This is a genomic window from Ruegeria sp. (assembly GCF_965221235.1).
Lineage (GTDB): Bacteria > Pseudomonadota > Alphaproteobacteria > Rhodobacterales > Rhodobacteraceae > Ruegeria.
Genome location: NZ_CBDCRS010000004.1, coordinates 123,839 through 148,904 on the forward strand (window position 1 = coordinate 123,839; position 25,066 = coordinate 148,904).

Sequence of the window (25,066 nt, forward strand, 5' to 3'; positions counted from 1 at the left end):
CGGAAAAAGGGATAGCGGACGATGATCTACGGCTCGGCAAAAGACTGGCGCGAAGCGGCGCGAAAAAAGGTGCTGTTCTTCGGCATGTCAGGTCTGGGCAAGACCTATGTGTCGAACGTCCTGCGCGATTCCGGCGACTGGTTCCACTACTCGATAGATTACCGCATCGGCACGCGCTACATGGGTGAATACATCACCGACAACGCCAAGGCCGAGGCGATGAAGGTGCCATTTCTGCGCGAGCTTTTGCTGACGGATTCGATCTTTATCGGCTCGAATATCTCGTTCGAGAACCTGACTCCGGTCTCCACCTATCTGGGCAAACCCGGCAACCCTGCCTTGGGCGGGTTGGATTTGACGGAATACCGACGTCGGCAGGAACAGTTCAAACAAGCCGAAATTCATGCCTTGTTGGATACGGAATACTTCATCGACCGCGCGCAACGGCTGTACCAGTACCCGCATTTCATCTGCGATACGGGCGGTTCAATCTGTGAATGGGTAGATCCGAATGATCCAACCGACTACGTTCTGTCCGAGCTGGCGCGTCAGACTTTGATGATCTGGATTCAGGGCGATGAGGATCACACCGCAGAACTGATCCGCCGCTTTGACAAGGCGCCAAAACCGATGTCCTATCAACCCGAATTCCTGACCCGAGTGTGGGACGATTACCTGGCCCAGCACGATTGCCGGGCCGAGGACGTGGACCCCAACGCGTTCATCCGCTGGACGTATGCGCAGGCTCTGGCCCACCGGCAGCCGCGCTATCAGGCGATGGCTGAGAATTGGGGCGTAACTGTCACCGCCGACGACATGCACAAGGTCCGCGATGCCGGTGATTTCGATGAGTTGATCGAACGCACCCTTGAGACCCGATGATTCCGCGCTTAATTACCGCCTCTACACTGTAACTCCAAAGGCTTTTGCACCTGATGCCGATCAAGATTCCCTCCGACCTGCCCGCATTTGACGTTCTCGCGAAAGAGGGCGTCATGGTCATGGCCGAGGATCAGGCAATGCGTCAGGACATTCGTCCCCTGCGGATAGGGTTGCTGAATCTGATGCCCAAGAAGATTCAGACCGAAAACCAGTTCGCACGTCTGATCGGGGCGACGCCGTTGCAGATCGACTTGTCGCTGATCCGCATGACCGAGCATCGCACCAAGAACACCGCAGCCGAGCATATGGCCGAGTTCTACCGCCCTTTTCAGGAGGTGAAGGACGAAAAATTCGACGGTCTGATCATCACCGGTGCTCCGATCGAACATCTGGACTTTGATGCCGTTACATATTGGGAAGAGCTGCGCGAGGTATTCGCGTGGACCCAGACCAATGTGCATTCCACCTTTGGTGTGTGCTGGGGCGGGATGGCGATGATCAATCACTTCCACGGTGTCAAAAAGCACATGCTGGATGCCAAGGCTTTTGGCTGTTTCCGTCACACAAACCTTGATCCAGCCTCGCCGTTCCTGCGCGGATTTTCAGACGATTGCGTCATACCGGTCAGCCGTTGGACCGAAATGAAGCAGGATGAGATCGACGCGGCGGAGGGGTTGGTGACATTGCTGGGCAGTGATGACTCCGGGCCTTGCCTGGTTGAGGACCCGGCGCATCGGGCGCTCTATATCTTCAACCATTTCGAGTATGACAGCGATACACTGAAACAGGAATACGACCGTGACATCGCAAATGGGACGCCGATCAACGTTCCGATGAACTATTACCCGGACGATGATCCCAGCCAAACACCCCAGAACCGGTGGCGCAGCCATGCGCATCTGCTCTATGGGAACTGGATCAGCGAGATTTACGGCACCACCCCCTATGACATCAATCGCATCGGTGTCGACAGAACCGATCTGAGGGCCTGATCCGATGATGCGCGTCGGCATCATAGTACTGACCCTACTGGTCATGCTCTGGGCCGTTTCGCTATGGCGCGCTTCAAGGAACGAGTCCCGAACCGAGGTCGACTTTCCCCCGGAAGGTCAGTTTGTCGATGTCGATGGCATTGCGGTTCACGCCGTAGTGATGGGTGAAGGCCCGGACGTCGTTCTGATCCACGGGTCCAGCGGCAACACGCGGGATATGACTTTTGCGCTGGCGCCGATACTGGCCAAAAACTACCGCGTCATCGTCTTTGACCGACCCGGACTGGGCTATAGCGATAGCTTCAACCCGGACGGAGAAACCATTGAACAGCAAGCGGAAATCCTGCAAAAAGCCGCCGCTAAGCTGGGGGCAGAAAAACCAATTGTTGCCGGCCAAAGCTATGGCGGGTCTGTGTCGCTGGCTTGGGCTGTCACCCGCCCCGATAACATCTCGGGCCTCGTCCTGATCGCGCCTGCCGCAATTCCATGGGAAACGCCTTTGGATCAGTTCAACAGCATGGCCGCGACGCCCATAGGCAATGCCACGGCCCTGCCCCTGATCACCGCGTTTGTGCCGGGTTGGTACGTGGAAAAAGCGCTGGATCGTGTCTTTGCGCCGCAAACGGCCCCCGAAGGCTATGCCGAACATTTCGGCCCAGGGCTGAGTATTCGACGCAGCTCGATGCACGCAAATGCCAAACAACGCGCCAACTTGCTTGAAGAGGTCCGCGCCCTTCAGCCCAAATACAAGGACATCGACGTCCCGACTGAAATCGTCCACGGCACGGCGGATGACACAGTGGGGCTTGGATGGCACTCGCATCGGCTGATCGAACAGATACCCGGTGCGAAGTTGATCGAATTGCCGGGAATCGGCCATATGCCACAGGTCGTCGCTGCACCCGAAGTTGCCGCCGCAATCGACCGCGCCGCACAACGCGCGGGTTTGCGTTAAGCCTGTCGCTAATCCATAGTAGGATATGGATTTTATGGCGAGGTGATCATGGCCCGGTCCGAAAAAGGCGCGATCGAAACCTATTTCAAGAAAGACGCCCCGAAAGAGGTACGCTCAGCCATCGAGAAGTCTGAAAAGGACGATATTCTGAACCCGACCTACCCTTACGACGAACGCATGAAGCGTAAGGATTATGAAAAGGAAATGGAGCTGCTGCAGATCGAACTGGTCAAGATGCAGTCATGGATCAAGGAAACCGATCAGCGCGTAGCTTTGATTTTCGAGGGTCGGGACGCAGCCGGAAAAGGCGGGACAATCAAGCGGTTCCGGGAAAACCTAAACCCCCGGGGCGCCCGCAACGTAGCGCTTAGCAAACCGTCGGACACAGAACGCAGCCAATGGTATTTCCAACGCTATATCACCCACCTGCCAGCAGCTGGTGAAATCGTCTTTTTTGACCGCAGCTGGTACAATCGCGGCGTTGTTGAAAACGTCTTTGGCTTTTGCACCTCTGAGGAACGCGAGCGGTTTTTCCGTCAGGTTCTTCCGCTTGAGACCGGCCTGGTGAATGACGGGATCAAGCTTTTCAAGTTCTGGCTGAACGTTGGGCGGGCCGAACAGTTGAACCGTTTTCTGGCGCGTGAGACTGACCCATTGAAACAATGGAAGCTCAGCCCGATTGACGTGGCAGGCCTGAACAAATGGGATGAATACAGCGAGTCGATCTCGGAAACTCTGACGCGCACACATTCCGAACACAGCCCCTGGACCATTGTGCGGTCGGATGACAAGAAACGCGCGCGGCTGGCGGCCATTCGCACGGTTCTGCACGCGCTGGACTATGATGAAAAGGATGAGGACGCCATCGGCTCGAACGATCCCCAAATATGTGGCGGACCAGAGATCTGGGACTCCTGACAGGTTGTGGACGAAACCTTCGTCGCGAATTATGTCATGACGTCCAAGATTTAAACAACAAAGGCAACTGAAGCAGGAATGACAAAACGCGGGTATCACCACGGGAACCTGAAACAGGCTCTGATCGAGGCTGCCCTGTCTCTGATCGAAGAGAAAGGCCCGACCGGATTCACCCTGTCAGAAGCCGCGAAAACCGCGGGTGTGACCCCCGCGGCTGTCTATAGGCATTTTCAGGGTCGCGAGGATCTGATCGCCGAGGCCGCCCGTCAGGGGTTCGAGATGTTCGCCGACCTGATGCAATACGCCTATGACAAGGGCCAGCCTTCGGCTCTGGCCGCGTTTGAGGCAACGGGCCGCGCATATCTGGCCTTTGCGCGTAAACATCCCGGTCACTACATCGCCATGTTTGAAAGCGGGATTTCGATTAACCGGACCCCAGAACTTTCATTGGCGGCAAACCGCGCCAAAGCAGTGCTTGAAAAGGCTGCCGCCGATTTGTCGCAGCATATCCCGCCAGAAAAACGTCCGCCTGCATCAATGTTCAGCGCCCATATCTGGGCCATGAGCCACGGGGTGGTCGAACTGTTTGCCCGCAATACGGGCGCAAGTTCTCCCTTCCCGCCCGAAGACCTGCTGGAAACCGGTATCGGTATTTACCTGCGCGGTCTGGGGCTGGTGCCGCAGGATGACTGACCCCTAGAACACCGGCCGGGACTGGGGTGCGCGCAGGCTTGAGGTGACGTTGATCAAGTCCATCTCACCCATGCCTTTTACATCGACGCGACCAAGGTCCGAGACCTGAAACTCGTCGATCAGCGCGTATTTCATCTCTTCGGGCGCGACAATATTCATTGGGTTTGCAAAGACTTGCAGCCTTGACGCAAGGTTTACCGCAGGCCCGAATACGTCATAAACATATTTCTGGATGCCCACGACCGACCCAACAGCAGGCCCCATACCAAGACCGATACGCGCCTGCCATTTATGCGGATGGCTTTCATTTCTACGCTCAAGATAGCGCAGGAACCGAACGGCGCAGTGGGCGACGGCTGTTGCATGATCCGGTGTTGCGTCAGGCATCCCGGACACCGCAAGATAGGCATCCCCGATGGTTTTGATCCGCTCACACCCGAACTGTTCGACGATCCGGTCAAAGGCTGTGAAAATGTCATTCAACTCGCTCAGCGTTACTGTCGGGTCCGTTTTGGCGGCAAAGTCCGTGAACCCCACGAAGTCCAGCATGACCACCGAAACCTGATCGTACAGCTGCGGAGTGACGACACCAAATGTCTTGAACTCTTCGTAGACCGCGCGCGGCATGAGGTTCAGCAACAGACGCTCGACCCGCTCTTTTTCGCGCTCCAACTCGCGCGTGTTACGCTCTACCATGGTCGAGTAGCTGTCGATCATGCTCTCCAGCTCTCGGATTCGGGTGATATTCTGGCATTCGATGACCAAGACCTGCTCGGACAGACCATTGGCCAGCGATATCGCCATCGCAAAAATTAGTGTCCTGCGCTTTGGTTTGATCTGAAGCTCGACCGAATAGCGCAGACCGGACTGTTTCACGTCCTCAAGCTCACGCAGGTCCAGGTTCGGAAACACATCCAGCAACGTCTGCCCTTCGGTCGGAGTACCGAACCATTCCGCAAACGGTCCGTTGTGGAACACGAAGCTCAGGTCCGAAGCGCGCACGACCGCAACACCAACTCCGATAGCCCTAAGAAGTTGTTCATTTATCGCCGAAATACTCATGCAGCATCTCGCGCAACGATGATTGAGCGTTTGGATTCAATGGCATCCAGCGCGATCTTGATATGGCCGTCCTCCATACCATGAATCGCCAGGGCCTCGCTAAAGAGATCGGCCATCTCATCAAAATCCGCGTGCGAGATATTCAGGTGCCGATGCACCGCTTCGATCCGCTCGTCACTGAACGACGCCGGGCCGCCAACCAGAGAGGAAACGAACTTGGTCTGATGGTCGATCAGACGCGGCATATCTATGTCTTCGAAATGCCCGCCTATCTGATCAGAGTCCAAGGCCATTTCGTAAAAGGTCATCACGATCCGGCTGATCGTTTTGAACCCACCATATCTTTCGTAAATTGTCTGCCCCACACCAAACACCCAAGCATTAACCACACACAATACGGACAGATTATATCAAATTGACAGTTTTGTTAACGCTGATGCGGGGGAACCTGTTTCCGGGGCCACGGCCAGCCATCTCTGAGCAGCGTGAAACCGGACTTGCACCTTTGGGACGCCATACGCAGAGTTGAACGCAGCACTATGTATACAGACCTGCGCATCCCGCTTAAGCTGCTTTGAACCAATAAGAAACGGAACCTTCATCATGTCATCTCACGGGTATTCAAGCGGGCGGTTGAATCTGCCTTTCGTCGGCATCTCGACCTTCGGGAAGTCACCTTACGTCGAAGATTGGGACCAGATTGACGCGGATGTTGCGGTCATGGGTGCGCCCTTTGATTTCGGCACACAATGGCGGTCCGGCGCGCGGTTCGGTCCCCGCGCGGTGCGCGAAGCGTCGACCCTGTTCAGCTTCGGTCACGCCGGAGCCTATGATCACGAGGATGACGCGACCTATCTGGATTCATCGGTTCGGATGGTTGATATCGGTGACGCCGACATCATCCATACCAAGACCGAGGAAAGTCACGCCAACATTCAGCTTGGCGTAGAAAAGATACTGGAGGCTGGCGCCCTGCCCGTCACAATTGGCGGCGACCACTCGGTCAACATCCCCTGCATTAATGCGTTCGAAAATGATTGTGCTCAGAACGGACCGGTCCATGTGGTTCAGATCGATGCCCATCTGGACTTTGTTGACGAACGGCACGGTGTGACCGCCGGACATGGCAACCCGATGCGTCGGGCGATAGAAAAATCCTACGTCTCGGGGATGACCCAACTGGGTATCCGCAACGTGTCCTCGACCGCGAAAGAGGGCTACGACGATGCCCGCACCCGCGGTTCAGATATCCTGTCGGTGCGGCAAGTGCGGAAACTCGGAACTGATGGCGTTTTGGCCCGCATTCCTGAAGGCGCGCGGTACTATGTGACCATTGATATTGATGCCTTCTGCCCTTCGATCGCATCCGGGACAGGCACCCCAAGCCATGGGGGATTTCAGTATTACGACGTGCTGGAAATCCTTCAGGGTTTGTCCAAGCGCGGTGATGTGGTCGGCATTGATCTGGTCGAGGTCGCCCCGAATTATGACCCCACTGAAAGCACTCAGATCCTGGCGGCACAACTACTTCTGAACTTTATCGGCTTCATCTTCCATGAAAGAGGCAAGAAGGGCTGAGCGCCCTTCCTGCCAATTCGATCAGGCACTGATCGTGTTGTGTTCCGGACCATAGGGGAAACCGGTGATGTTCTCAGCACCGGTTTCTTCGACAACCAGAATGTCATGCTCACGATAGCCACCCGCGCCGGGCTGGCCTTCGGGAATCCAGACCATTGGCTCGATGGACACGACCATGCCGGGCTCCAACACTGTGTCGATGTCTTCACGCAGCTCCAAGCCGGCCTCACGACCGTAATAGTGGCTGAGAATGCCGAAAGAATGGCCATAACCGAATGAGCGATATTGCAGCAGGCCCTCATCGGCGAAGAAACGGTTGATCTCTTCACAGATGCCCGAGCATGTTGCACCGGGTTTGATCAGGCTCAGACCCAGCTCATGCGCGGCGACGTTGGCCTTCCAGATGCGCAGGCTATCGGCGTCTGGTTCACCAAGGAAAAGGGTCCGTTCCAGCGCGGTGTAGTAGCCCGAGATCATCGGGAACGTGTTCAGCGACAGAATATCGCCCTTTTGCAGTGCTCGCTTGGTGACCGGATTATGTGCGCCGTCGGTGTTCAGGCCCGACTGGAACCAGACCCAAGTGTCACGATATTCGGCATCCGGATAGGCCCGCGCAATCTCAGCTTCCATCGCATCGCGCCCGGCCATGGCGATTTCGATCTCTGTCGCGCCTTCGCTGATGGCGGCGTGAATGGCTGCACCGCCTACGTCAGCTGTTCGTGCGCCGGCCTTGATAAGCTCGATCTCTTCCGCAGATTTGACCATCCGCGCGGCCATCGTATCGGGAGCGATATCCACAAGTTCGGGCCTGCCCAGCATGTCCAGCGCAGTGTCTCGCATCGCAAGCGTCAGGTGATCGCCTTCAATGCCAACCCGACGGGCCGAACCAATCAACTTGGCAACCGCACGCCAAAAGTTGTTCCGCTGCCAGTCGGTGTAGATGACGTTCTCTTCAACCGAGCGGCGCCATGGCTGACCTCCGTCGATATTCGCCGACACAGTGGTGCAAGCATCCTGCGTCACAACGCAGCCATACGGACGACCAAAGGCGCAATACAGAAAACCCGAGAAATAGGCGATGTTGTGCATCGACGTCAGCAGGACCGCCGGGATATCGCGGGCAGCCATTGTCGCACGCAGGCTGGCCAGACGCCGGTCGTATTCGGCCTTGCTGAAGGGCAAAGGCGCTTTGTCGCCATTGTGGCTGGTGAAGAACTCTGGGCGATTGTTCAGGTCAAACATTTGGTCTCTCCTCAATGCCGGACAGGCAAGGCCCGGCCACAAGCCCCGGCGTTCAGGGCAAGCGGCCTCGGGAACCGAGAGCCATGCACCCCGCGTTTCGTCACGACGCCATCGCGACCGGGGTGCACAGTGAAATCGCTAAATCAGCTTTTGAGTCGCGTCAAGCCGGGCTGAGACCGCGCAGCCGTTCCGACCGCCGCCGTAGTAGTTCGACCGTGGTCAGCAATGCGATCGAAATCACCACAAGGATCGTCGCAACCGCCAGAATGGTCGGGCTGATCTGTTCCCGCAGGCCGGTGAACATCTGCCATGGCAGAGTTTTCTGACTGGCCGAACCGACGAACAGCACAACCACCACCTCATCAAACGAAGTGATGAAGGCAAACAGACCACCCGAGATCACACCTGGCAGGATCAGTGGCATCTGAATCTTAAAGAACGTCCGCACTGGTCCTGCGCCCATATTCGCTGCTGCACGGGTCAGCGACTGATCAAACCCGACCAAAGTCGCCGTCACGGTGATGATGACGAACGGAATGCCAAGAACGGCATGAGCCAGAATAACTTTGATGTAGCCAACAAAGTTCTTGTCCATGCCCAGTGTCCCTTCGAGGAAACGTCCGATGTCGCTGTAGAAAAAGAACATACCCGTGGCCGAGATGATCAGCGGCACGATCATGGGCGAAATCAGGATGCCCATGATGGCCCGCCGCCCCGGTACGTGGCTCTGGCTTAGGCCGATGGCGGCCAGCGTTCCCAACGACACTGAAATGACAGTCGCAATCGGCGCAATGATCAGCGAGTTCTTGAAGCTCCGCTGCCATTCATTGTTGGTGAAGAAGTCGCGGTAATGTTTCAGCGAGTACCCTTCTGGGTCCAGACGCAACATTTCGGGCGTAAAGGTAAAGAAGTCCTGAGCGTTGAACGACAGCGGCAAAACCACAAGGATCGGTGTGATCAGGAAGACGAAGATCGCTCCGCAGATCACCCGGAAGGCATAGTGCCAGAACACCTGCTGGCCGGTCATATAGGGCAATAGTTTTCGCCGATACCGCCCTTCGTAAAGCCAGAAGATGAAGAAGGCAAAGAACCACCCGGCCAGAAGACCGATGATCAGCCCCGAGAACCCGGCGAAGAGAAACCCAACCGCGCCCAGTCCGAGGATCGTGATCCAGCGGGCCACACGTTCATTGTCAAGAACGGTGATGTAGAGCCATGCCAGACCGGCCATCAGGGCGGCGCCGATCAGAATGCCCAGCAGGACACTGCCCTGCCCGGCCCCGACGAACATGCCCAGGAAACCTCCGGCGATTGCGACCGACGGCAGGACCATCGACAACGGCTTGCGGGATATTGGTGTAAGTGCTGCCATGATCTTTATCCCAGTTTGACGTTATCGATGCCCACGATCTTGTCGTAGACCCAGTAGAGAAGAAGAACGACCGCCAGCAGGATCGTCCCCAGCGCCGCAGCAAGCCCCCAGTTCAGTGAGGACGAGATGTGGTAGGCAATCCGGTTCGAGATGAAGACACCCTTGGTGCCGCCGACGATTTCGGGCGTGATGTAGTAGCCGATCGCCAGAATGAACACGAGGATCGAGCCCGCACCGATACCCGGAATGGACTGGGGGAAGTAGATCCTCCAGAACGTGGTCCAGTTCGTTGCCCCCATCGACTTGGCCGCGCGTGTGTAGGATGGCGGTATTGTCTGCATCACCGAGTACATCGGCAGGATCATGAACGGCAGCAGAATATGCGTCATTGCGATGATCGTACCGATTTGGTTGTTGATGATCACAAGCCGCGCATCGTCCGCCACAAGCCCCAGCCAGACCAACGTGTCGTTGATCACGCCCTGCTGCTGCAACATCACCTTCCATGCAGAAGTTCGCACCAAAAGTGAGGTCCAGAACGGCAACAGCACCAGGATCATCAGAAGGTTCGAGACCCGCATCGGCAAGTTCGCCAGCAAATACGAAATTGGATAGGCCAACAGGATACACGAGCCCGTAATCACCAGCGACATGAACAATGTGCGCCCAAACAGCTTGATGAGGATTTGCTTGTCTTCCGGCTGCGCCTGAGCGCCCTCGGGTGTGCGCTGCATATCAATGGCATTCAGGAAGTAGCCATTGGTGATCGGCACAGCGTGCGTCTTGATGGTGCGCCACGTGTCTACGTCGCCCCAACCGTCGTGAATATCAATCAGCTTCTCTTTGAACGGCGCATCAGCTTCGACGTCCAACCGTTTGATCTTACGGCCGGATTGGCGGAACATTGATGACATGCCCGTCTGTTCATAGTTCAATCGGCTACCAAGCCTGGTATGGGCCTTCGCTTCAACGGCGGCGACCATATCCTTGGCAAAAGCTGCGTAGAGAGCTTCGTCTGGCAGTTCTCCGCTCTGGGCATCCCAGTTCTTCAGCTCAACCACCGTCAGTGGGAGCGTTTCGGCCACGATGCCGTTTTCGACCGACCGGAACAGCATCGAGACGATCGGGATCACGAAGGACAGCAAAACAAACAGTAGAAGGGGCGCAACAAGAGCCAGTGCCCGAAGTTTGCGGCGGCGTAGTGACCGCGCGAGTGATTTCTTCAGCGGCGTGCCGTCGGCGGCCAGCATCGGACCTGATTGAGTAGCGTCAGTCATCTGCGTCCCTTGGTCTTTGGTGGGTCGGGGCCAATGGCGGCCCCGACCGTGTCTTTCAAAACCGGCTTATTGTGCCAGCCACGCCTGGAATTTCGCGTCGATATCGTCGCGATAGTCAGCCCAGAACTCGTAATTATACAGGAACGTGTTCTTGGCGTTTTCCGGGTCGGTCGGCATGTGCGGTGCCATGTCGATGCCCAGATCGGCGTGCTGACCAACCAGCGGAGCCGACGAAGCACGGGCCGGGCCGTACGAGATCCACTTGGCCTGATCCGCCAGACGCTGGGTGTCGGTTGCGAACATGATATAGTCCAGCGCGCGCTGCTGACGCTCTTCGCTCAGACCGGCAGGAATGATCCAGCCGTCCAGATCGAACACCTGCGCGTCCCACAGCATAGCAACGGGCTGCTTCTGCTCTTCGATCACGCTGAACAGACGGCCGTTATAGGTCGAACCCATAATGACTTCGCCGTCAGCCAACAGCTGAGGCGTATCGGCACCGGCGGACCACCAGACAACGCTATCCTTGATGGTGTCCAGCTTGGCCAGAGCTTGGTCCTGACCTTCCGCAGTCGCTAGAACGTCATAAACGTCGTCCTTTGCAACGCCGTCACAGATCAATGCCCATTCCATGTTGTTGATCGGACGTTTTTCAAGCGAGCGTTTGCCCGGATAGGTTTCGAGATCGAAAACCGCGCAAACATCGGAGGGCGGCGTGTCACCCACCAGATCGGTGCGATAGCCGAATGTGGTCGAATAGACGATCTGCGGGATAAAGCAGTCGCTGACCAGCAAGTCGCCAAAGTCCTCGGACGCAGGCGTGCCATCGGGCGCAGCGGCCAGATGAACGTCAGGATCAATTTCCATCGCCAGACCTTCATCGCACAGACGGATCGCGTCGGCGGCAACAACATCGACCACATCCCAGGTGATGTTGCCCGCTTCGTTCATGGCGCGCAGTTTGGCAACCGCCTCGGCCGAGCTGTCATCGTTCAGGATGGTGACGCCGGTCTTTTCGGAATAGGGCTCGTGATAAGCTTTCAACTGCGACTTGGAATAGGCACCGCCCCATGAGACGATGGTCATCTCTTGGGCCATAGCGCCACCAGCAACAGCGGCAACCGCACTCGCCAAAAGAGTGGTTTTGGTAACTTTCATAGTTAACTCCCTGTTATACCCGTTACTTTTTGACTCAAAGACCGGATCACGGGGTAACCCGGCCATCCTTTTCCCTGCGCACTCGGGCAGACCACGCAGGTATTCTGTTAGGCGTCCAGCGCTCGGCAGTCGTGGGCAAGCCAGCCGATCTCGACCTCTTGGCCAGGCTGTAGCTTGACGGCGTCCGGTGCGTTCCGGGTTTTGATGATAAAATCATCATTGCCGGCAACCGACAGGCGGAAGCGGAACACGTCGCCCATGTAGATGAACTCTTTGACCGTCGCCTTCAGCGTATGCGCATCGGCGTGCAGGCGGTCTTTGTTGAACTCAACACGCTCAGGCCGGATCGACACCTTGGTACGCTCACCCGCATTGTGAACATTGACCGGCATCGCATCAATTTCGGACCCATCATCCAAAGCCACCACGCAAGAGTCACCGTCGATGGATTTAACAACGCCTTCCAACGTGTTGTTTTCACCGATGAACTGGGCAACGAAACTGTTCTCGGGCTCTTCATACAGCAGGTCTGGCGGGGCCAATTGCTGAATGCGGCCATCATCGAACACCGCAACGCGATCCGACATCGTCAACGCTTCGGTCTGGTCGTGTGTCACGTAAACAGTGGTAATTCCCAGCTCGTGCGCCAGGCGGGTGATTTCAAACTGCATATGTTCGCGCAGCTGCTTATCGAGCGCGCCCAAAGGTTCGTCCATCAGAACCAGTTCCGGCTCAAACACAAGCGCACGGGCCAGAGCGATCCTCTGCTGCTGCCCGCCCGACAACTGTGCCGGTCGACGGCTGCCAAAGGCGCCCATCTGAACCATATCCAGCGCGCGCTTGACCTTCGCTTCGCGCTCATCCTTGCCCAACTTCCGCACTTCCAGCGGGAATGAGAGGTTCTCGGCCACGGTCATGTGCGGAAACAGTGCGTAATTCTGGAACACCATCCCGATACCGCGCTTGTGCGGTGGGATGTTGTTGATCGGACGCCCGTCCAACATGATTTCGCCATGTGTGGCGGTTTCGAACCCCGCCAGCATCATCAGGCAAGTCGTCTTGCCAGACCCTGACGGCCCCAGCATTGTCAGAAACTCACCTTTTGGCATTGAGAGGTTTAGATCTTTTACAACGAGTATTTCGCCATCATAGGACTTTTGCACACGTTGAAATTCGACGAACGCTGCGTCATTGGACATATACCGACTTGGCTCCCTGTGCGGTCTGTTGGTCGCCCGGTTCATCCGGATCTCAAGGACCTGTAGGCCTCATTAAAGGCCAAGCCATGCGCGTCGCGCAACTAAAAATATGAAAAATGGATCACAATGGGATTTCGAATGCGTGATCGTCAGCGCCGGTTTAATTCCCGCATGTGCCACGCAAGGCTTTGATTGCTGGACAAAACCGGCTTTCCAAGACGCTTCTGAATTTCGGCAATTGCATCAAAAGTCCTTAAATTTGTGCAACTTATGAAGACAGCTTCAACCGCCGAATCGGCGCCTAGCTTCATGGCTGCATCTACAACGGACTGTTGCGAGATTCGAACGACCTTCGATTCTTCGGCCTCGCCGAATGAGCCAAAAACATCCATTGAAATTCCGTTTTCAGCAAAGGCGCGGCGCAGAGGATTGTTCACTTCTTCGATATAAGGGGACAATAATGCGAATTTCGCAACACCCAAACTGGCCGCACAAGCCGACGCCGCACGCAGGGGATTCGTGACCACCGCAGCATCACAAGTCCGCTGAACCATGCTCTCAACAACCTCGGATCCGATGACGGAACTGGCGGACGTACACCCGTATCCAACCACACGATATGGCCGGGCTTTGGGCAGCAAATCCGCCGCCATCGGCAAGGCATTTTCCATCTGCGCGAGGGTGTCTTTAGACACCTCTGCCCCGCTTGGGATGCGCGAGACATAGATCGGGCAAGACCGATCCGCGAAATAGGTGTTGAATTCCGGCTCGATGGTTTCGTCGGTTTGTAAGACGATCAGCCCCATCGGTGTGGCGTCGGGATCATCCTTATCCAGAGTGTAAGGCAAATAGCTCATATCTCGGGTAACTCCGCTGGGGCTTTAGGGCTTATAAAGCGCGGAGCATCATTGGTGATGACGATGTTCTCTTCGTGAACCAATATTTTATCAGCCACGGCAATGCCCGGTTCCAGCGTCAGAACCATCCCCGGCTCAAGAACTGTATGATCGGACGGGATCAGGGAAGGCCACTCTGTCAGCGACATGCCCACGCCATGCCCCAGACGTCCGGCTCCGGTGTCCCCGCTGTGACGGGAAAGAACCTGGTTCATCGCATGAAAAAGGTCGGCGGCTGTCGCGCCGGGATGGGCGATATTGAATGCTGCGTCTGAGGCCTCAATTAATACGGCATGCGCATCGCGCACGTTGGACGAGGCCGCACCGATTGACCAGTTCCGGTCAAAATCACAGAAATAGCCATCCCAGACCAAGCCGGTATCCAGCATCAGAACATCCCCTGACCGCAGCGGGATCGGGCGCGCCGGAGAAATCACATCTGTATAGCCGCCCCGCTCGGCCCCTCCGGCCAAGTAGGGCACCCAGTCCGCGCCCTCTTCAAGACACAACATCTGAAACCGGCGGAACACCTCATCCAGTGTTACGCCCTCATTCGCAATCTCAGAGACGCGATGAAAGGCCCGCCCGGCGATGGCACAGGCGGTTTCGATCTTTTCGATTTCGGCCGGGGATTTGATCATCCGCAAGGCCCGCAATATTCCGTTATCACTGCCCAGCCGCCGATTTCCCAATCCGTCCTGCACCCGCTTGAGGTCAGCCAGCGGCATTCGAACGTGAGTTTCATGCCCATCCGGCACACCGATCAGGGTCCCATCGGGACACACGTCCCGCAGGGTCTCAGCCAGCAGGCTGACGCCGTCATCGGCTAAATCCGGTGCGCTCCAGGTGCGGATGTCCTCAATCCACGTTTGGCCCATCAAGGCAGCCCCGATCGACGGGATGACCGCAACCGGCTTGCCCGAGGCTGGCACGATCAGAAACCATGGTCGCGTCGGGCTTTCCCAGAACCGGGTCAGGTAGCCGGTGAAATAACGCAGTTCAGGTTCCGTTGTCAGCAACAAGGCTGCCAGACCGGCCTTGTCCATCAGGCTCTGCGCGCGTTCCGTGCGTGATTGGAACTCAGAGTCGTCAAACCCCCTCATTCCGCGATCTCGGACAGGAAACACAGCACCCGAGCGTCTGGTCCGATGCCTAAGGCGCTGCGGACCTCTGGGGTCATGACAGCAGCGACCCCTGCCCCACCAGATGCCGTGGTCGCGATACCAGCGGCGTCCATCGCGGCAAGATGGTCGATGACCTGTTGGTCGGACAGGGTGAGAAAGGCATCGGCATCGCGCGCCAAACCGTTCAACGCGATCAGGGAAGGTTCTTTGCAATCAAGCCGCCCCATAACGCTGTCGGGACCATCAGCAAAGACGCAGGCCCCTGCCTCGATACTGGCTTGCAACGCCGGAGCCGCTTCGGGTTCGACCACGATGATCCGCGGCGCGTCACCCCAGACCTGCCGAGCATAGGCCGCGACAGCACCCGCAAGTCCGCCGACGCCTGCTTGCAGCATGATATGTGTGGGTGCTTGGGGGCATTGTCGTGCGGCCTCGGCAGCCATTTGCAAATACCCTTCCATCAATATGTAAGGCAGATCGAAATACCCGTCCCAAGAACTGTCCGAGAGCAATGTCCAGCCGTTCTCGTCCGCGGCTTTGCTGGCACCCTCCATGCTGGCTGCGTAACCGGCACCATGCCGCACGACCTGCGCATTTTGTGCGCGCAACCGATCAGCAAAGCTCTCAGGGACGGTATCTGCAATGTAAACAACCGCTTTCGCGCCGAAGATTCGGGTACCTGCAGCTACGCTCATCCCGTGATTGCCCGCACTTGCCGTGACATAAGTACGGCCGGACAACGTATCCTTTCCCGGGCGCGCATTCAGGTCAGCCGCGTGGCGTGCGATGACATAAGCCGCGCCCAATGCCTTGAATGAGCCGAGGTTCATCCTGCCTCGCTCATCCTTTACCCACAGTGCGTTAACGTCGGCCAATCCTTCGACCGTCAGCAATGGCGTCTCAGCGGCTGCCGGGCAGAGCTGTAGCAGATCGGCCACCCGTTTGGCGTCTGTAGACGGGAATGGCGCAGCTTCGATCAGCTTCGGGCCGCCGCGATGAGGGTTGGATGTGATTTTCAAATGAGTGTCTTTCCTGAGTTGCCCATTGACGTGATCGGATTCGTCAAGTTCTGTCAACAAAACTCGGTCCTCACAGGAGCAGCCCATGGCACACGCCAACCCGGCCTTCAGCCCCACTGAATATGATCGCCGACTGGCAAAAACGCGCGCCGCGATGGCCGCCGCCGGATTGGAGGCGCTGTTTGTCGAGGACCCGTCGAACATGGCGTGGCTGACCGGTTATGAGGGCTGGTCCTTTTATGTGCATCAGGGCGTTCTGGTCCTGCATGATCGTGACCCGATCTGGTGGGGGCGCAGTCAGGATGCCAACGGCGCACGGCGCACGGTCTGGATGGCAGATGACTGCATCTATGGCTACGCGGATCACTATGTGCAATCGACGGTTCGCCATCCAATGCAGGATCTTGCCGCCCTGATCCGTGATATCGGGCTGGCGACGGGCCGGATCGGCGTTGAGCTGGACAACTATTATTACTCTGCCAAGGCCCATCTGACTTTGGTGGCAGAGTTGCCGCAGGCCGAACTGGTTGACGCAAACGCGCTGGTGAATTGGCAGAGAGCAGTAAAATCCGATGAGGAGATCGCCTTGATGCGCAAGGCCGCGCGGATCTCTGAACATGTGATCGACGGTGTGCTGGACCGGGTTGAGCCTGGGGTGCGCAAGAATGAACTGGTTGCACAGATTTATCACGATGCCGTTTCGGGTGTCGGCGAAGACTGGGGGGATTATGCGGCCATTGTGCCCCTGCTGCCCTCTGGCCCCGAAGCGTCGGCCCCACATCTGACATGGGACGGTGCGCCCTTCAAATCCGGTGAGTGTACGTTCTTTGAATTGTCCGGCTGCTATCGCCGCTATCACACCCCATTCTGCCGGTCCGTCTTCCTCGGCCAGCCGCCCGACCACTTGTTACGGGCCGAGGCCGCCTTGGTCGAGGGGCTTGAGGCCGGTCTCGACGCCGCCCGCGCGGGCAATCAGGCGCGCGATATCGCACTGGCACTGGCCGCCCCGCTGGAACGCGCCGGGATCGAACGCGGCGCGCGGTGTGGGTATCCGGTGGGCCTCAGCTATCCGCCGGACTGGGGTGAGCGCACCATATCGTTGCGCCCCGAGGACGAGACGGTTCTTGAACCCGGCATGACCTTTCATTTCATGCCCGGCCTCTGGATGGATGACTGGGGCCTTGAGATCACCGAATCCATTCTGATCACCGAAACCGGACCCGCTGAGTGTTTCTGCAACCGGCCCCGCAAACTGTTCGTGAAACCATGACCCTGCTCAGAACCAAAGACATCCTCGCAGACCTGATCGCTTTTGAAACGGTGTCCGCCGACAGCAACCTTGAGATCATCCGCTATCTGACCGAACGGCTTGAGGCGTTGGGCGCGCGGTGCATAGAAACGCGGGACGCGACCGGAGCCAAGGCCAACGTTTTTGCTACGCTGGGGCCTGACATGCCCGGCGGCATCTTGCTGTCCGGCCATACAGACGTGGTTCCCGTAGCCGATCAGGACTGGACCACCGATCCGTTTCAAATGAACGAGCAGGACGGAAAGCTCTACGGTCGCGGTACCTGCGACATGAAGGGCTTCATCGCCGCGTCGCTGGCTTTTGCCGAAACGCTGGATGTCAGCAAACTGACTCAACCGTTGCATTTTGCCTTTACATATGATGAGGAAACCGGCTGTTTGGGGGCGCAAAATTTGGTTAACGACCTGTCCGAACGCGGCATTGTCCCGGATATCGCCATCATCGGTGAACCCACCGAGATGCGTGTGATCGAAGGACACAAGGGTTGCTTTGAGTACACCACCAGCTTTGTGGGCCTCGAAGGACACAGCTCAGCCCCCGACGACGGCGTGAACGCGGCGGAATACGCTGCGCGCTATATCAGCAAGCTACTGGAACTGCGCCATATCCTGAAATCCCGCGCCCCGAAAGGCAGCGCGTTTGAACCCCCTTGGACCACGGTCAATGTCGGTCGAATTTCGGGTGGCGTCGCTCATAACGTAATCGCAAGCAAAGCCGAGGTCGCGTGGGAAATGCGCCCGGTTCAGTCCAGCGACGCTGATCTGGTACGCGATACCCTGACGGACTATGTGAAACACACCCTGCTGCCCGAGATGCAGGCTGTTCACCCCGAAGCCAGCATCACTCAGGAAGCGGTGGCCGAGGTTGAGGGCCTTGAGCCTATGGACGAAAACGCCGCTCGTGAGCTTGTGGCCGAACTGACAGGGGCCAACGGCACCGGGGTGGTCGCCTTCGCGACCGAGGCCGGATTGTTCCAGCAACTGGGTGTTCACGCGATTGTCTGTGGGCCCGGTTCGATCACGCAGGCCCACAAGGCGGATGAGTATGTCGAGATCGAGCAGCTTGATCTGTGTTGCCGGATGCTGGACCGGTTGGGCCGCCGTTTGATCGCCTAACCGGTTCCGTGCGTGCGATCGTAGGCCGAGCGTGCGGGCTCAACATGCGCTGCGCGCGCTGCCTCGCCGGGATCATAGACCTCCATCATCAGCGGATAACAAGCGGCAACGTCCGAGGAGTGCTCGGACGAACAGTCCCCTCCGGGACAGGCGGATAGGCCAACGATCAGATCAATCTCTGCATAGAATTCGAGGTAGTCGCCGGGACGTACTGGGCTGGCCTTCATAAAGTACTGCCCGGTGTCGCGGGTGAACCCGGTGCACATGAAAACGTTTAGCACGTCATGCACCAGCATCTCGGCCTCATGCAGCGGCAGGTCACAGTGGCTGGCGAGCGCTCGGGTCAGGTTGGAGTGGCAGCAATAATGATAGTCACCACCCGTCAGCAAACGCCCGGTATAAGGATCGCAGCGCGTCCCGATCACGTCATGGACCGAGCCGCCGAAATCGTCGAACCCGTACCAGTCAAGTGTATCATCAACCACGGTCGCCATCGGGCGCATGTTGGGAAAGCTGGACCACATGCGGTCCCCGGTCGACAGATGAGTGCCGTGCAGCGCGCGGGTTTTGCCAGAATAGAACCGCTCGGACAGGTCATGCTTGTTCCACATATTCAGATCCCCGACCTGCGGACCATCAACGGAAGTGACACGAATGAAGGCACCGGCCGGTACGTCGATGCAGGCCGCATCACGCGGTGCCGCCACAGCCTCGGCGATTTTTACTGCGTTCTTCCGCAACTGTGTCAGAGCGGTCAGGTCAGGCTGGTCCAAAGTCTCAGGCGGGTAGCAAATAACCGGCGTTACCGCCTTGCGATCTTCTCCATCTTCAGGCGCCGCGAAATTCGGATGTTTCAGTTTCATGCTCGCTCTCCCTCCCTGCGTCCCAACACGCTTAGCGCATTGTGAACGGGCGCGCCATTGGCTCTTATCAGGGTGCGGGATCGGACTGAGAAGCAGGCCCAAAGTCTGATTCAGACAAGTCCATGTCGCATCTGAGGATATCAAAACGCCTTCATTTGGTGAATTGTTCCGAAAAAAGGTCTGAGTCATGCGATATTCCGGCTTCCGAGTCATCAAAGAGGCGCTCACCGGCCACAAAGGGTGGAAACCGGTCTGGCGCGAGCCTGAACCTAAGGCTCATTACGACGTCGTTATCATTGGCGGTGGTGGCCATGGGCTTGCCACGGCGCATTACCTGTCCAAGGTCTATGGTCAGCGTAACGTGGCCGTTGTCGAAAAAGGCTGGATCGGTGGCGGCAATGTGGGGCGGAACACGACGATTGTCCGCTCGAACTACATGCTGGACGGAAATGAACCGTTCTACGAATTCTCGATGAAACTGTGGGAAGGGTTGGAGCAGGACCTGAACTACAACGCGATGATGAGCCAGCGTGGGATCATCAACCTGTTCCACACCGACGGCCAGCGCGATGCCTATACGCGGCGTGGTAATGCGATGATTCTGAACGGCGCGGACGCTGAATTGCTAGACGCCGATCAGGTGCGCAAGGAACATCCCTATCTGAACTTCGACGACGCCCGCTTTCCGATTAAGGGCGGGTTGGTGCAGCGCCGCGGAGGCACAGCCCGGCACGACGCGGTGGCCTGGGGCTATGCGCGCTCGGCGGACTTGCACGGCGTCGACATCATTCAGAACTGCGAGGTCACTGGCCTGCGGATTGAGAATGGCAAATGTCTGGGCGTTGAGACCTCCAAAGGCTTTATCGGCGCCACCAAGGTCGGCTGCGCGGTCGCGGGTAATTCCGGACGTGTGATGGGGATGGCTGGAATGCGGTTGCCCATCGAAAGCCACGTATTGCAGGCATTCGTTTCTGAAGGTCTGAAGCCCGTCCTGCCCAGCGTCATCACCTTTGGCGCAGGCCATTTTTATGTCAGCCAGTCCGACAAAGGCGGCCTTGTCTTTGGCGGCGACATTGACGGCTATAACACCTATGCGCAACGCGGCAACCTGCCCGTGGTTGAGGATGTCTGCGAAGGCGGCATGGCCCTGATGCCCATGATCGGCCGCGCCCGTCTGCTGCGGATGTGGGGCGGCGTGATGGACATGTCGATGGACGGCTCGCCCATCATCGACCGTACGCCGGTTGACGGGCTCTATTTCAATGGCGGCTGGTGTTACGGCGGGTTCAAGGCGACCCCGGCCTCGGGCCATTGCTTTGCGCATCTGCTTGCCAAGAATGAGCCGCACCCGGTCGCCACGGCCTATCGCTTTGACCGGTTCCAGAAGGGCCAGATGATCGACGAAAAAGGCGTGGGCAACCAGCCCAACCTGCACTGAGGGGGACCGTTCAATGATTATCAACCATCCCCTTTTGGGTCCGCGCGATGCCTCGGAATTCACCTACCTAGGTGACGCGTCGCTGATCGACCGCCCCGACTGGCAGGCCGAGAACGCGGCCGAGGCGTTTTATGAATACGGCTACCTGCGCGACAACCCCGCGGGTGAGCATCAAGAGCTGTGGTATCACGAGGCCGGAGACCGATCCTGGCTGGTCGTCACGCGCAACACGTTGACGCATGAGATTTCAAAGGTGGAACTGGCCCGCGACGTGGCCCGCGCACGGGGGCGATCCAAATGACACAAAGCAACCGGCTTGATGGTGGTCAGATCGACCGCAATACCTCTGTTTCCTTCCGGTTCGACGGGCGCAGCTATACCGCGCATCCGGGCGATACTCTGGCCTCGGCCCTGCTGGCCAACGACGTGCGTCTGATTGGGCGGTCGTTCAAGTATCACCGCCCACGCGGCCTTTTGACCGCCGGGTCCGAAGAGCCCAACGGTATGGTCGAACTGCGCACTGGCACGCGTAAGGAACCCAACACTCGCGCCACGACGATCGAGATGTTTGACGGGCTCGAGGCCCGCTCGCAGAACCGCTGGCCCAGTCTGAAATTCGATGCGCTGGCGGTAAACGACCTGTTCTCGAATTTCCTGTCGGCGGGGTTCTACTATAAAACCTTCATGTGGCCTGCCGCGTTTTGGGAAAAGCTCTATGAGCCGATGATCCGCCGCGCCGCCGGGCTGGGTTCTCTGTCGATGGAGGCCGACCCCGATGAATATGACAAGGGGTTCCGTCACTGCGATCTGCTGATCATCGGTGCCGGTCCTGCCGGTCTGATGGCTGCCCTGACCGCTGGGCGTGCCGGGTCGGATGTCATTCTGGCAGATGAGGATTTCGCGCTTGGAGGTCGCCTGAACAGCGAGACCTTTGCAATGGGCGATCTCAGCGCTGCGGACTGGGTCACGCAGGCGGTGGCTGAACTGTCGTCGATGCCCAATGTCCGGCTGATGTCGCGCACGACCGTGATCGGCGCGTTTGACCATGGCATTTACGGCGCGGTCGAACGCACCGGCGACCACCTGCCCACCCTGCCCGCTGGCAAGCCGCGCCAAATCCTATGGCGCATCTACACCCAGAAAGCTCTGCTGTGTGCCGGAGCCACCGAGCGCCCGATTGCGTTTGAGAACAACGACCGCCCCGGCGTGATGATGGCCAGTGCGTTGCGCACCTATGCCAACCGGTTCGCGGTCACGGCGTCTCAGCGTGTGGCGATCTTTACCAACAACGATGACGGCCACCGGACAGCCGCCGATCTACACGCCAAGGGCGTCAAAATCGCCGCCGTTGTCGATGTGCGAGACGATGCGCCGACCAGCTATGACTATGAGGTCCTGAAGGGCGGCCAAGTTGTCGATACCAAAGGACGCCTTGGCCTGAGCTTTGTTGAAGTCGCGATGCCGGACGGCTCAACCCGAACGCTGGATTGCGGCGCGCTGGGCGTGTCGGGCGGATGGAATCCGAACGTTCACCTGACCTGCCATCAACGCGGGCGCCCGGTCTGGAACGAGGCAATGGCAGCCTTTGTCCCCGGTGCCGAACTGCCTGCGGGCATGTCGGTTGCCGGTGCGGCGAACGGGATCATGTCGACCCGCGGTGCGCTTCAATCCGGTGCCGAAGGCGCGGCCAAGGCGCTGGATCTCACCAGCGCCTTGCCCGACCTGCCCGAGGCCGAGGATGCTCCGGTCGCTCAAAAGCCGTTCTGGTACGTTCAGGGTTGCAAACGCGCCTGGGTGGACCAACAGAACGACGTGACCGTTAAGGACGTGAAGCTGAGCTATCAGGAAGGCTTCCGCTCGGTCGAGCATCTGAAGCGCTATACTACGCTGGGTATGGCGACGGATCAGGGTAAGACCTCGAACATCGCCGGGTTGGCGATCATGGCCGAAGTCGCGGGCAAGTCGATCCCCGAGGTCGGCACCACCATCTTTCGCCCGCCCTATACGCCGGTTGCAATCGGCACCTTTGCAGGCCGTATGAAAGGGCAGGAATTCCACCCCACCCGACTGACGCCCTCGCACTACTGGGCCAAGGAACGCGGCGCGGTGTTTGTCGAGGTCGGCAACTGGCTGCGCGCGCAGTGGTTCCCGCAACCCGGTGAGACTCATTGGCGGCAATCTGTGGACCGCGAAGTGCGCCAGACCCGCGCCTCGGTCGGAGTGTGCGACTGTACCACACTGGGCAAAATCGACGTTCAGGGTGCAGACGCAGCCGAGTTTCTAAACCGCATTTACGCCAACGGCTTTGCCAAGTTGGCCGTGGGCAAAACCCGCTATGGCCTGATGCTGCGCGAAGACGGGATGGTGATGGATGACGGCACCGCCGCGCGGATGGCCGAAGATCACTTCGTCGTCACCACAACCACGGCAAACGCTGTCAGCGTCTATCGCCACATGGAGTTTGTGCGCCAATGCCTGTTCCCCGACATGGACGTGCAACTGATTTCAACGACCGAGGCCTGGGCGCAATACGCTGTGGCCGGTCCAAACTCGCGGAAACTGCTGCAAAAGATTGTGGACCCCGAGTTCGACCTGTCGAACGAAGGTTTTCCCTTCATGGCTTGCCGCAACGTCACAGTCTGTGGCGGGTTGCGGGCGCGGCTGTTCCGCATTTCGTTCTCGGGAGAGTTGGCCTATGAGATCGCCGTTCCGTCGCGCTATGGCGACGCCCTCATGCGGCGTCTGATGGCTGAGGGCGAAGAATTCGACGTAACCCCCTATGGCACCGAGGCACTCGGCGTGATGCGGGTCGAAAAGGGCCACGCAGCTGGCAATGAGTTGAACGGCACCACCACAGCGCTGAACCTTGGGCTGGGCAAAATGGTGTCAAAGAAGAAAGACAGCATCGGTTCTACCCTGTCCGAGCGTGAGGCGCTGGTGGAACCCGATGTTCTGCGGCTTGTCGGCATCAAACCATTGCAACCCGAGGACAAAATTACTGCGGGCGGGCATCTGATGAGCGCCGACGGCCCGGTGGATGCCGCCCATGATCAGGGCTATGTCACATCCGCCGTTTATTCGCCGATCTTGAACAGCAATATCGGTCTGGGCCTTGTGAAGAACGGAGCTGAGCGGTTGGGCGAAAAGATGCGCCTGGTCTCGCCGTTGACCGACCTGACTGTAGAGGTGGAACTTGTCTCGGCCCATTTCGTCGACCCCGAAGGAGAACGTCTGCGTGCATGATCTTGTAGCGATAACCGCCCTTGGCGGAACTGAGCCACGTGTAGACACCGTCGCGGGCGTCACCTGTACCGAAGTGCCGGGCGTCGCGCTTGCCTCTGTCGCCGCGCGGATGGGGCAGGAAAGTAAAGCGGCCAAGGCACTGTCTGGTTTCATCGACGCGCCCTCACCCGAAATCGGCGCATGGGCCGGGTCGACAATCAGCGCATTCTGGGCCGGGCCGGACCAGTGGATGGTCGAGGCCCCGTTTGACACCCATGAGGACATTGCCAGCCAGGCGAAGGCCGTGATGGGTGACGCGGCCTCAGTGACCGAACAAACCGACTCCTGGACCCGTTTCGACCTTGCCGGAGATGGGATTCTGGCCGTTCTGGAGCTGCTGTCGCAGCTGGATCCGCGCAAGATGAACGAGGGTAGCGCGGCACGGTGTTCGATCCACCATGTCGGTTGTTTCCTGCTGCGTCGGTCGCCTGATTTGATCAGCATCTATGGCCCACGCTCTTCGGCCGGTTCGCTGCATCACGCAATCGTCGCTGCGATGCGCTCGGCGCTTTAGCGACCGCGTAGCCCTGCTGAAATCAGGTGTCATTACAGGAGAAGGCAGGTTGGTGAATACCGTCCTGCCTTTTGCTTTGAGCGTCGGCTCTAGCGGATTCTGCAAGAACGACGAAACCCTGATGCCAGAACCGAGGGGAACCAATTTTAGAGTGGTGTGGCGGTACTGCCAGACAAAT

The 25,066-nt window shown here is 58.2% G+C and carries 23 protein-coding genes; 12 read left to right on the forward strand and 11 right to left on the reverse strand.

Annotated features, from left to right (window positions below; genetic code table 11):
* Window positions 1-21: 21 nt before the first annotated feature.
* The 5 genes from ACOQOY_RS03665 (at window position 22) to ACOQOY_RS03685 (ending at window position 4,440) form a co-directional block, all read left to right on the forward strand.
* Window positions 22-882 carry an ATPase gene (locus ACOQOY_RS03665; RefSeq protein WP_420584135.1) on the forward strand — a complete coding sequence of 287 codons (861 nt, stop codon included), beginning with the start codon at window positions 22-24 and terminating at the stop codon, window positions 880-882.
* Between the two features lie 53 nt (window positions 883-935).
* On the forward strand, window positions 936-1,874 hold the full coding sequence (gene metA, locus ACOQOY_RS03670; protein ID WP_420584136.1) for a homoserine O-acetyltransferase MetA: 939 nt from the start codon (window positions 936-938) through the stop codon (window positions 1,872-1,874).
* A 4-nt stretch (window positions 1,875-1,878) separates the two neighbouring features.
* A complete protein-coding gene (locus ACOQOY_RS03675; RefSeq protein WP_420584137.1) occupies window positions 1,879-2,829 on the forward strand; it encodes an alpha/beta fold hydrolase in 951 nt (316 codons plus the stop codon).
* Between the two features lie 48 nt (window positions 2,830-2,877).
* Complete coding sequence (ppk2, locus tag ACOQOY_RS03680; protein WP_420584138.1) at window positions 2,878-3,747, forward strand: polyphosphate kinase 2; 870 nt, start codon at window positions 2,878-2,880, stop codon at window positions 3,745-3,747.
* Window positions 3,748-3,825: 78 nt separating this feature from the next.
* Window positions 3,826-4,440 carry a TetR/AcrR family transcriptional regulator gene (locus ACOQOY_RS03685; RefSeq protein ID WP_420584139.1) on the forward strand — a complete coding sequence of 205 codons (615 nt, stop codon included), beginning with the start codon at window positions 3,826-3,828 and terminating at the stop codon, window positions 4,438-4,440.
* 3 nt (window positions 4,441-4,443) lie between these two features.
* On the opposite strand, the gene ACOQOY_RS03690 is transcribed toward ACOQOY_RS03685, so the two are convergent.
* Window positions 4,444-5,502, reverse strand: coding sequence for an adenylate/guanylate cyclase domain-containing protein (locus tag ACOQOY_RS03690; RefSeq protein ID WP_420584140.1), 1,059 nt, complete (start codon window positions 5,500-5,502; stop codon window positions 4,444-4,446).
* A complete protein-coding gene (locus tag ACOQOY_RS03695) occupies window positions 5,499-5,867 on the reverse strand; it encodes a group I truncated hemoglobin (protein ID WP_420584141.1) in 369 nt (122 codons plus the stop codon). The genes ACOQOY_RS03690 and ACOQOY_RS03695 overlap by 4 nt, the downstream gene beginning before the upstream one ends.
* Window positions 5,868-6,105: 238 nt before the next feature.
* Between ACOQOY_RS03695 and speB the strand changes: the two genes are divergently transcribed.
* Entirely contained in the window at window positions 6,106-7,080 is a 975-nt protein-coding gene (speB, locus tag ACOQOY_RS03700) for an agmatinase (RefSeq protein WP_420584142.1), read from the forward strand.
* Window positions 7,081-7,101: 21 nt separating this feature from the next.
* Here the strand turns inward: speB and ACOQOY_RS03705 are convergent, their stop codons facing one another.
* The 8 genes from ACOQOY_RS03705 to ACOQOY_RS03740 form a co-directional block, all read right to left on the reverse strand.
* Window positions 7,102-8,322 (reverse strand): aminopeptidase P family protein, encoded by a 1,221-nt coding sequence (locus tag ACOQOY_RS03705; protein WP_420584143.1) that lies wholly within the window; start codon window positions 8,320-8,322, stop codon window positions 7,102-7,104.
* Between the two features lie 160 nt (window positions 8,323-8,482).
* On the reverse strand, window positions 8,483-9,694 hold the full coding sequence (locus ACOQOY_RS03710; RefSeq protein ID WP_420584144.1) for an ABC transporter permease subunit: 1,212 nt from the start codon (window positions 9,692-9,694) through the stop codon (window positions 8,483-8,485).
* A 5-nt stretch (window positions 9,695-9,699) separates the two neighbouring features.
* Complete coding sequence (locus ACOQOY_RS03715) at window positions 9,700-10,971, reverse strand: ABC transporter permease (RefSeq protein WP_420584145.1); 1,272 nt, start codon at window positions 10,969-10,971, stop codon at window positions 9,700-9,702.
* 66 nt (window positions 10,972-11,037) lie between these two features.
* Window positions 11,038-12,129: an extracellular solute-binding protein gene (locus ACOQOY_RS03720; protein WP_420584146.1), complete on the reverse strand. Its 1,092-nt coding sequence runs from the start codon at window positions 12,127-12,129 to the stop codon at window positions 11,038-11,040.
* A gap of 107 nt (window positions 12,130-12,236) precedes the next feature.
* Window positions 12,237-13,328 carry an ABC transporter ATP-binding protein gene (locus ACOQOY_RS03725; RefSeq protein WP_420584147.1) on the reverse strand — a complete coding sequence of 364 codons (1,092 nt, stop codon included), beginning with the start codon at window positions 13,326-13,328 and terminating at the stop codon, window positions 12,237-12,239.
* A gap of 149 nt (window positions 13,329-13,477) precedes the next feature.
* Window positions 13,478-14,134 carry a maleate cis-trans isomerase family protein gene (locus tag ACOQOY_RS03730; RefSeq protein ID WP_420584148.1) on the reverse strand — a complete coding sequence of 219 codons (657 nt, stop codon included), beginning with the start codon at window positions 14,132-14,134 and terminating at the stop codon, window positions 13,478-13,480.
* Between the two features lie 47 nt (window positions 14,135-14,181).
* Entirely contained in the window at window positions 14,182-15,327 is a 1,146-nt protein-coding gene (locus ACOQOY_RS03735) for a M24 family metallopeptidase (protein WP_420584149.1), read from the reverse strand.
* Entirely contained in the window at window positions 15,324-16,367 is a 1,044-nt protein-coding gene (locus ACOQOY_RS03740) for a pyridoxal-phosphate dependent enzyme (protein WP_420587203.1), read from the reverse strand. Before ACOQOY_RS03740 ends, ACOQOY_RS03735 begins: the two co-directional genes overlap by 4 nt.
* Before the next feature lie 85 nt (window positions 16,368-16,452).
* Here ACOQOY_RS03740 and ACOQOY_RS03745 point away from each other — a divergent pair, with 85 nt between their 5' ends.
* Together ACOQOY_RS03745 and argE are read left to right on the forward strand one after the other, a co-directional pair.
* Window positions 16,453-17,637, forward strand: coding sequence for a M24 family metallopeptidase (locus ACOQOY_RS03745; RefSeq protein ID WP_420584150.1), 1,185 nt, complete (start codon window positions 16,453-16,455; stop codon window positions 17,635-17,637).
* Window positions 17,634-18,791, forward strand: a complete 1,158-nt coding sequence (gene argE, locus ACOQOY_RS03750; protein ID WP_420587204.1) for an acetylornithine deacetylase — start codon at window positions 17,634-17,636, stop codon at window positions 18,789-18,791. The genes ACOQOY_RS03745 and argE overlap by 4 nt, the downstream gene beginning before the upstream one ends.
* On the opposite strand, the gene ACOQOY_RS03755 is transcribed toward argE, so the two are convergent.
* Complete coding sequence (locus ACOQOY_RS03755; RefSeq protein WP_420584151.1) at window positions 18,788-19,654, reverse strand: urea carboxylase-associated family protein; 867 nt, start codon at window positions 19,652-19,654, stop codon at window positions 18,788-18,790. The genes argE and ACOQOY_RS03755 overlap by 4 nt on opposite strands.
* A 187-nt stretch (window positions 19,655-19,841) precedes the next feature.
* Here ACOQOY_RS03755 and ACOQOY_RS03760 point away from each other — a divergent pair, with 187 nt between their 5' ends.
* Genes ACOQOY_RS03760 through ACOQOY_RS03775 form a run of 4 tightly spaced genes read left to right on the forward strand, consistent with a single transcriptional unit; the run spans window position 19,842 to window position 24,888 of the window.
* Window positions 19,842-21,092 carry a sarcosine oxidase subunit beta family protein gene (locus ACOQOY_RS03760; RefSeq protein ID WP_420584152.1) on the forward strand — a complete coding sequence of 417 codons (1,251 nt, stop codon included), beginning with the start codon at window positions 19,842-19,844 and terminating at the stop codon, window positions 21,090-21,092.
* A 13-nt stretch (window positions 21,093-21,105) separates the two neighbouring features.
* Window positions 21,106-21,393: a sarcosine oxidase subunit delta gene (locus tag ACOQOY_RS03765; protein WP_420584153.1), complete on the forward strand. Its 288-nt coding sequence runs from the start codon at window positions 21,106-21,108 to the stop codon at window positions 21,391-21,393.
* Window positions 21,390-24,335 (forward strand): sarcosine oxidase subunit alpha family protein, encoded by a 2,946-nt coding sequence (locus tag ACOQOY_RS03770; RefSeq protein WP_420584154.1) that lies wholly within the window; start codon window positions 21,390-21,392, stop codon window positions 24,333-24,335. Before ACOQOY_RS03765 ends, ACOQOY_RS03770 begins: the two co-directional genes overlap by 4 nt.
* Entirely contained in the window at window positions 24,328-24,888 is a 561-nt protein-coding gene (locus tag ACOQOY_RS03775) for a sarcosine oxidase subunit gamma (RefSeq protein WP_420584155.1), read from the forward strand. The genes ACOQOY_RS03770 and ACOQOY_RS03775 overlap by 8 nt, the downstream gene beginning before the upstream one ends.
* Window positions 24,889-25,066 lie beyond the last annotated feature (178 nt).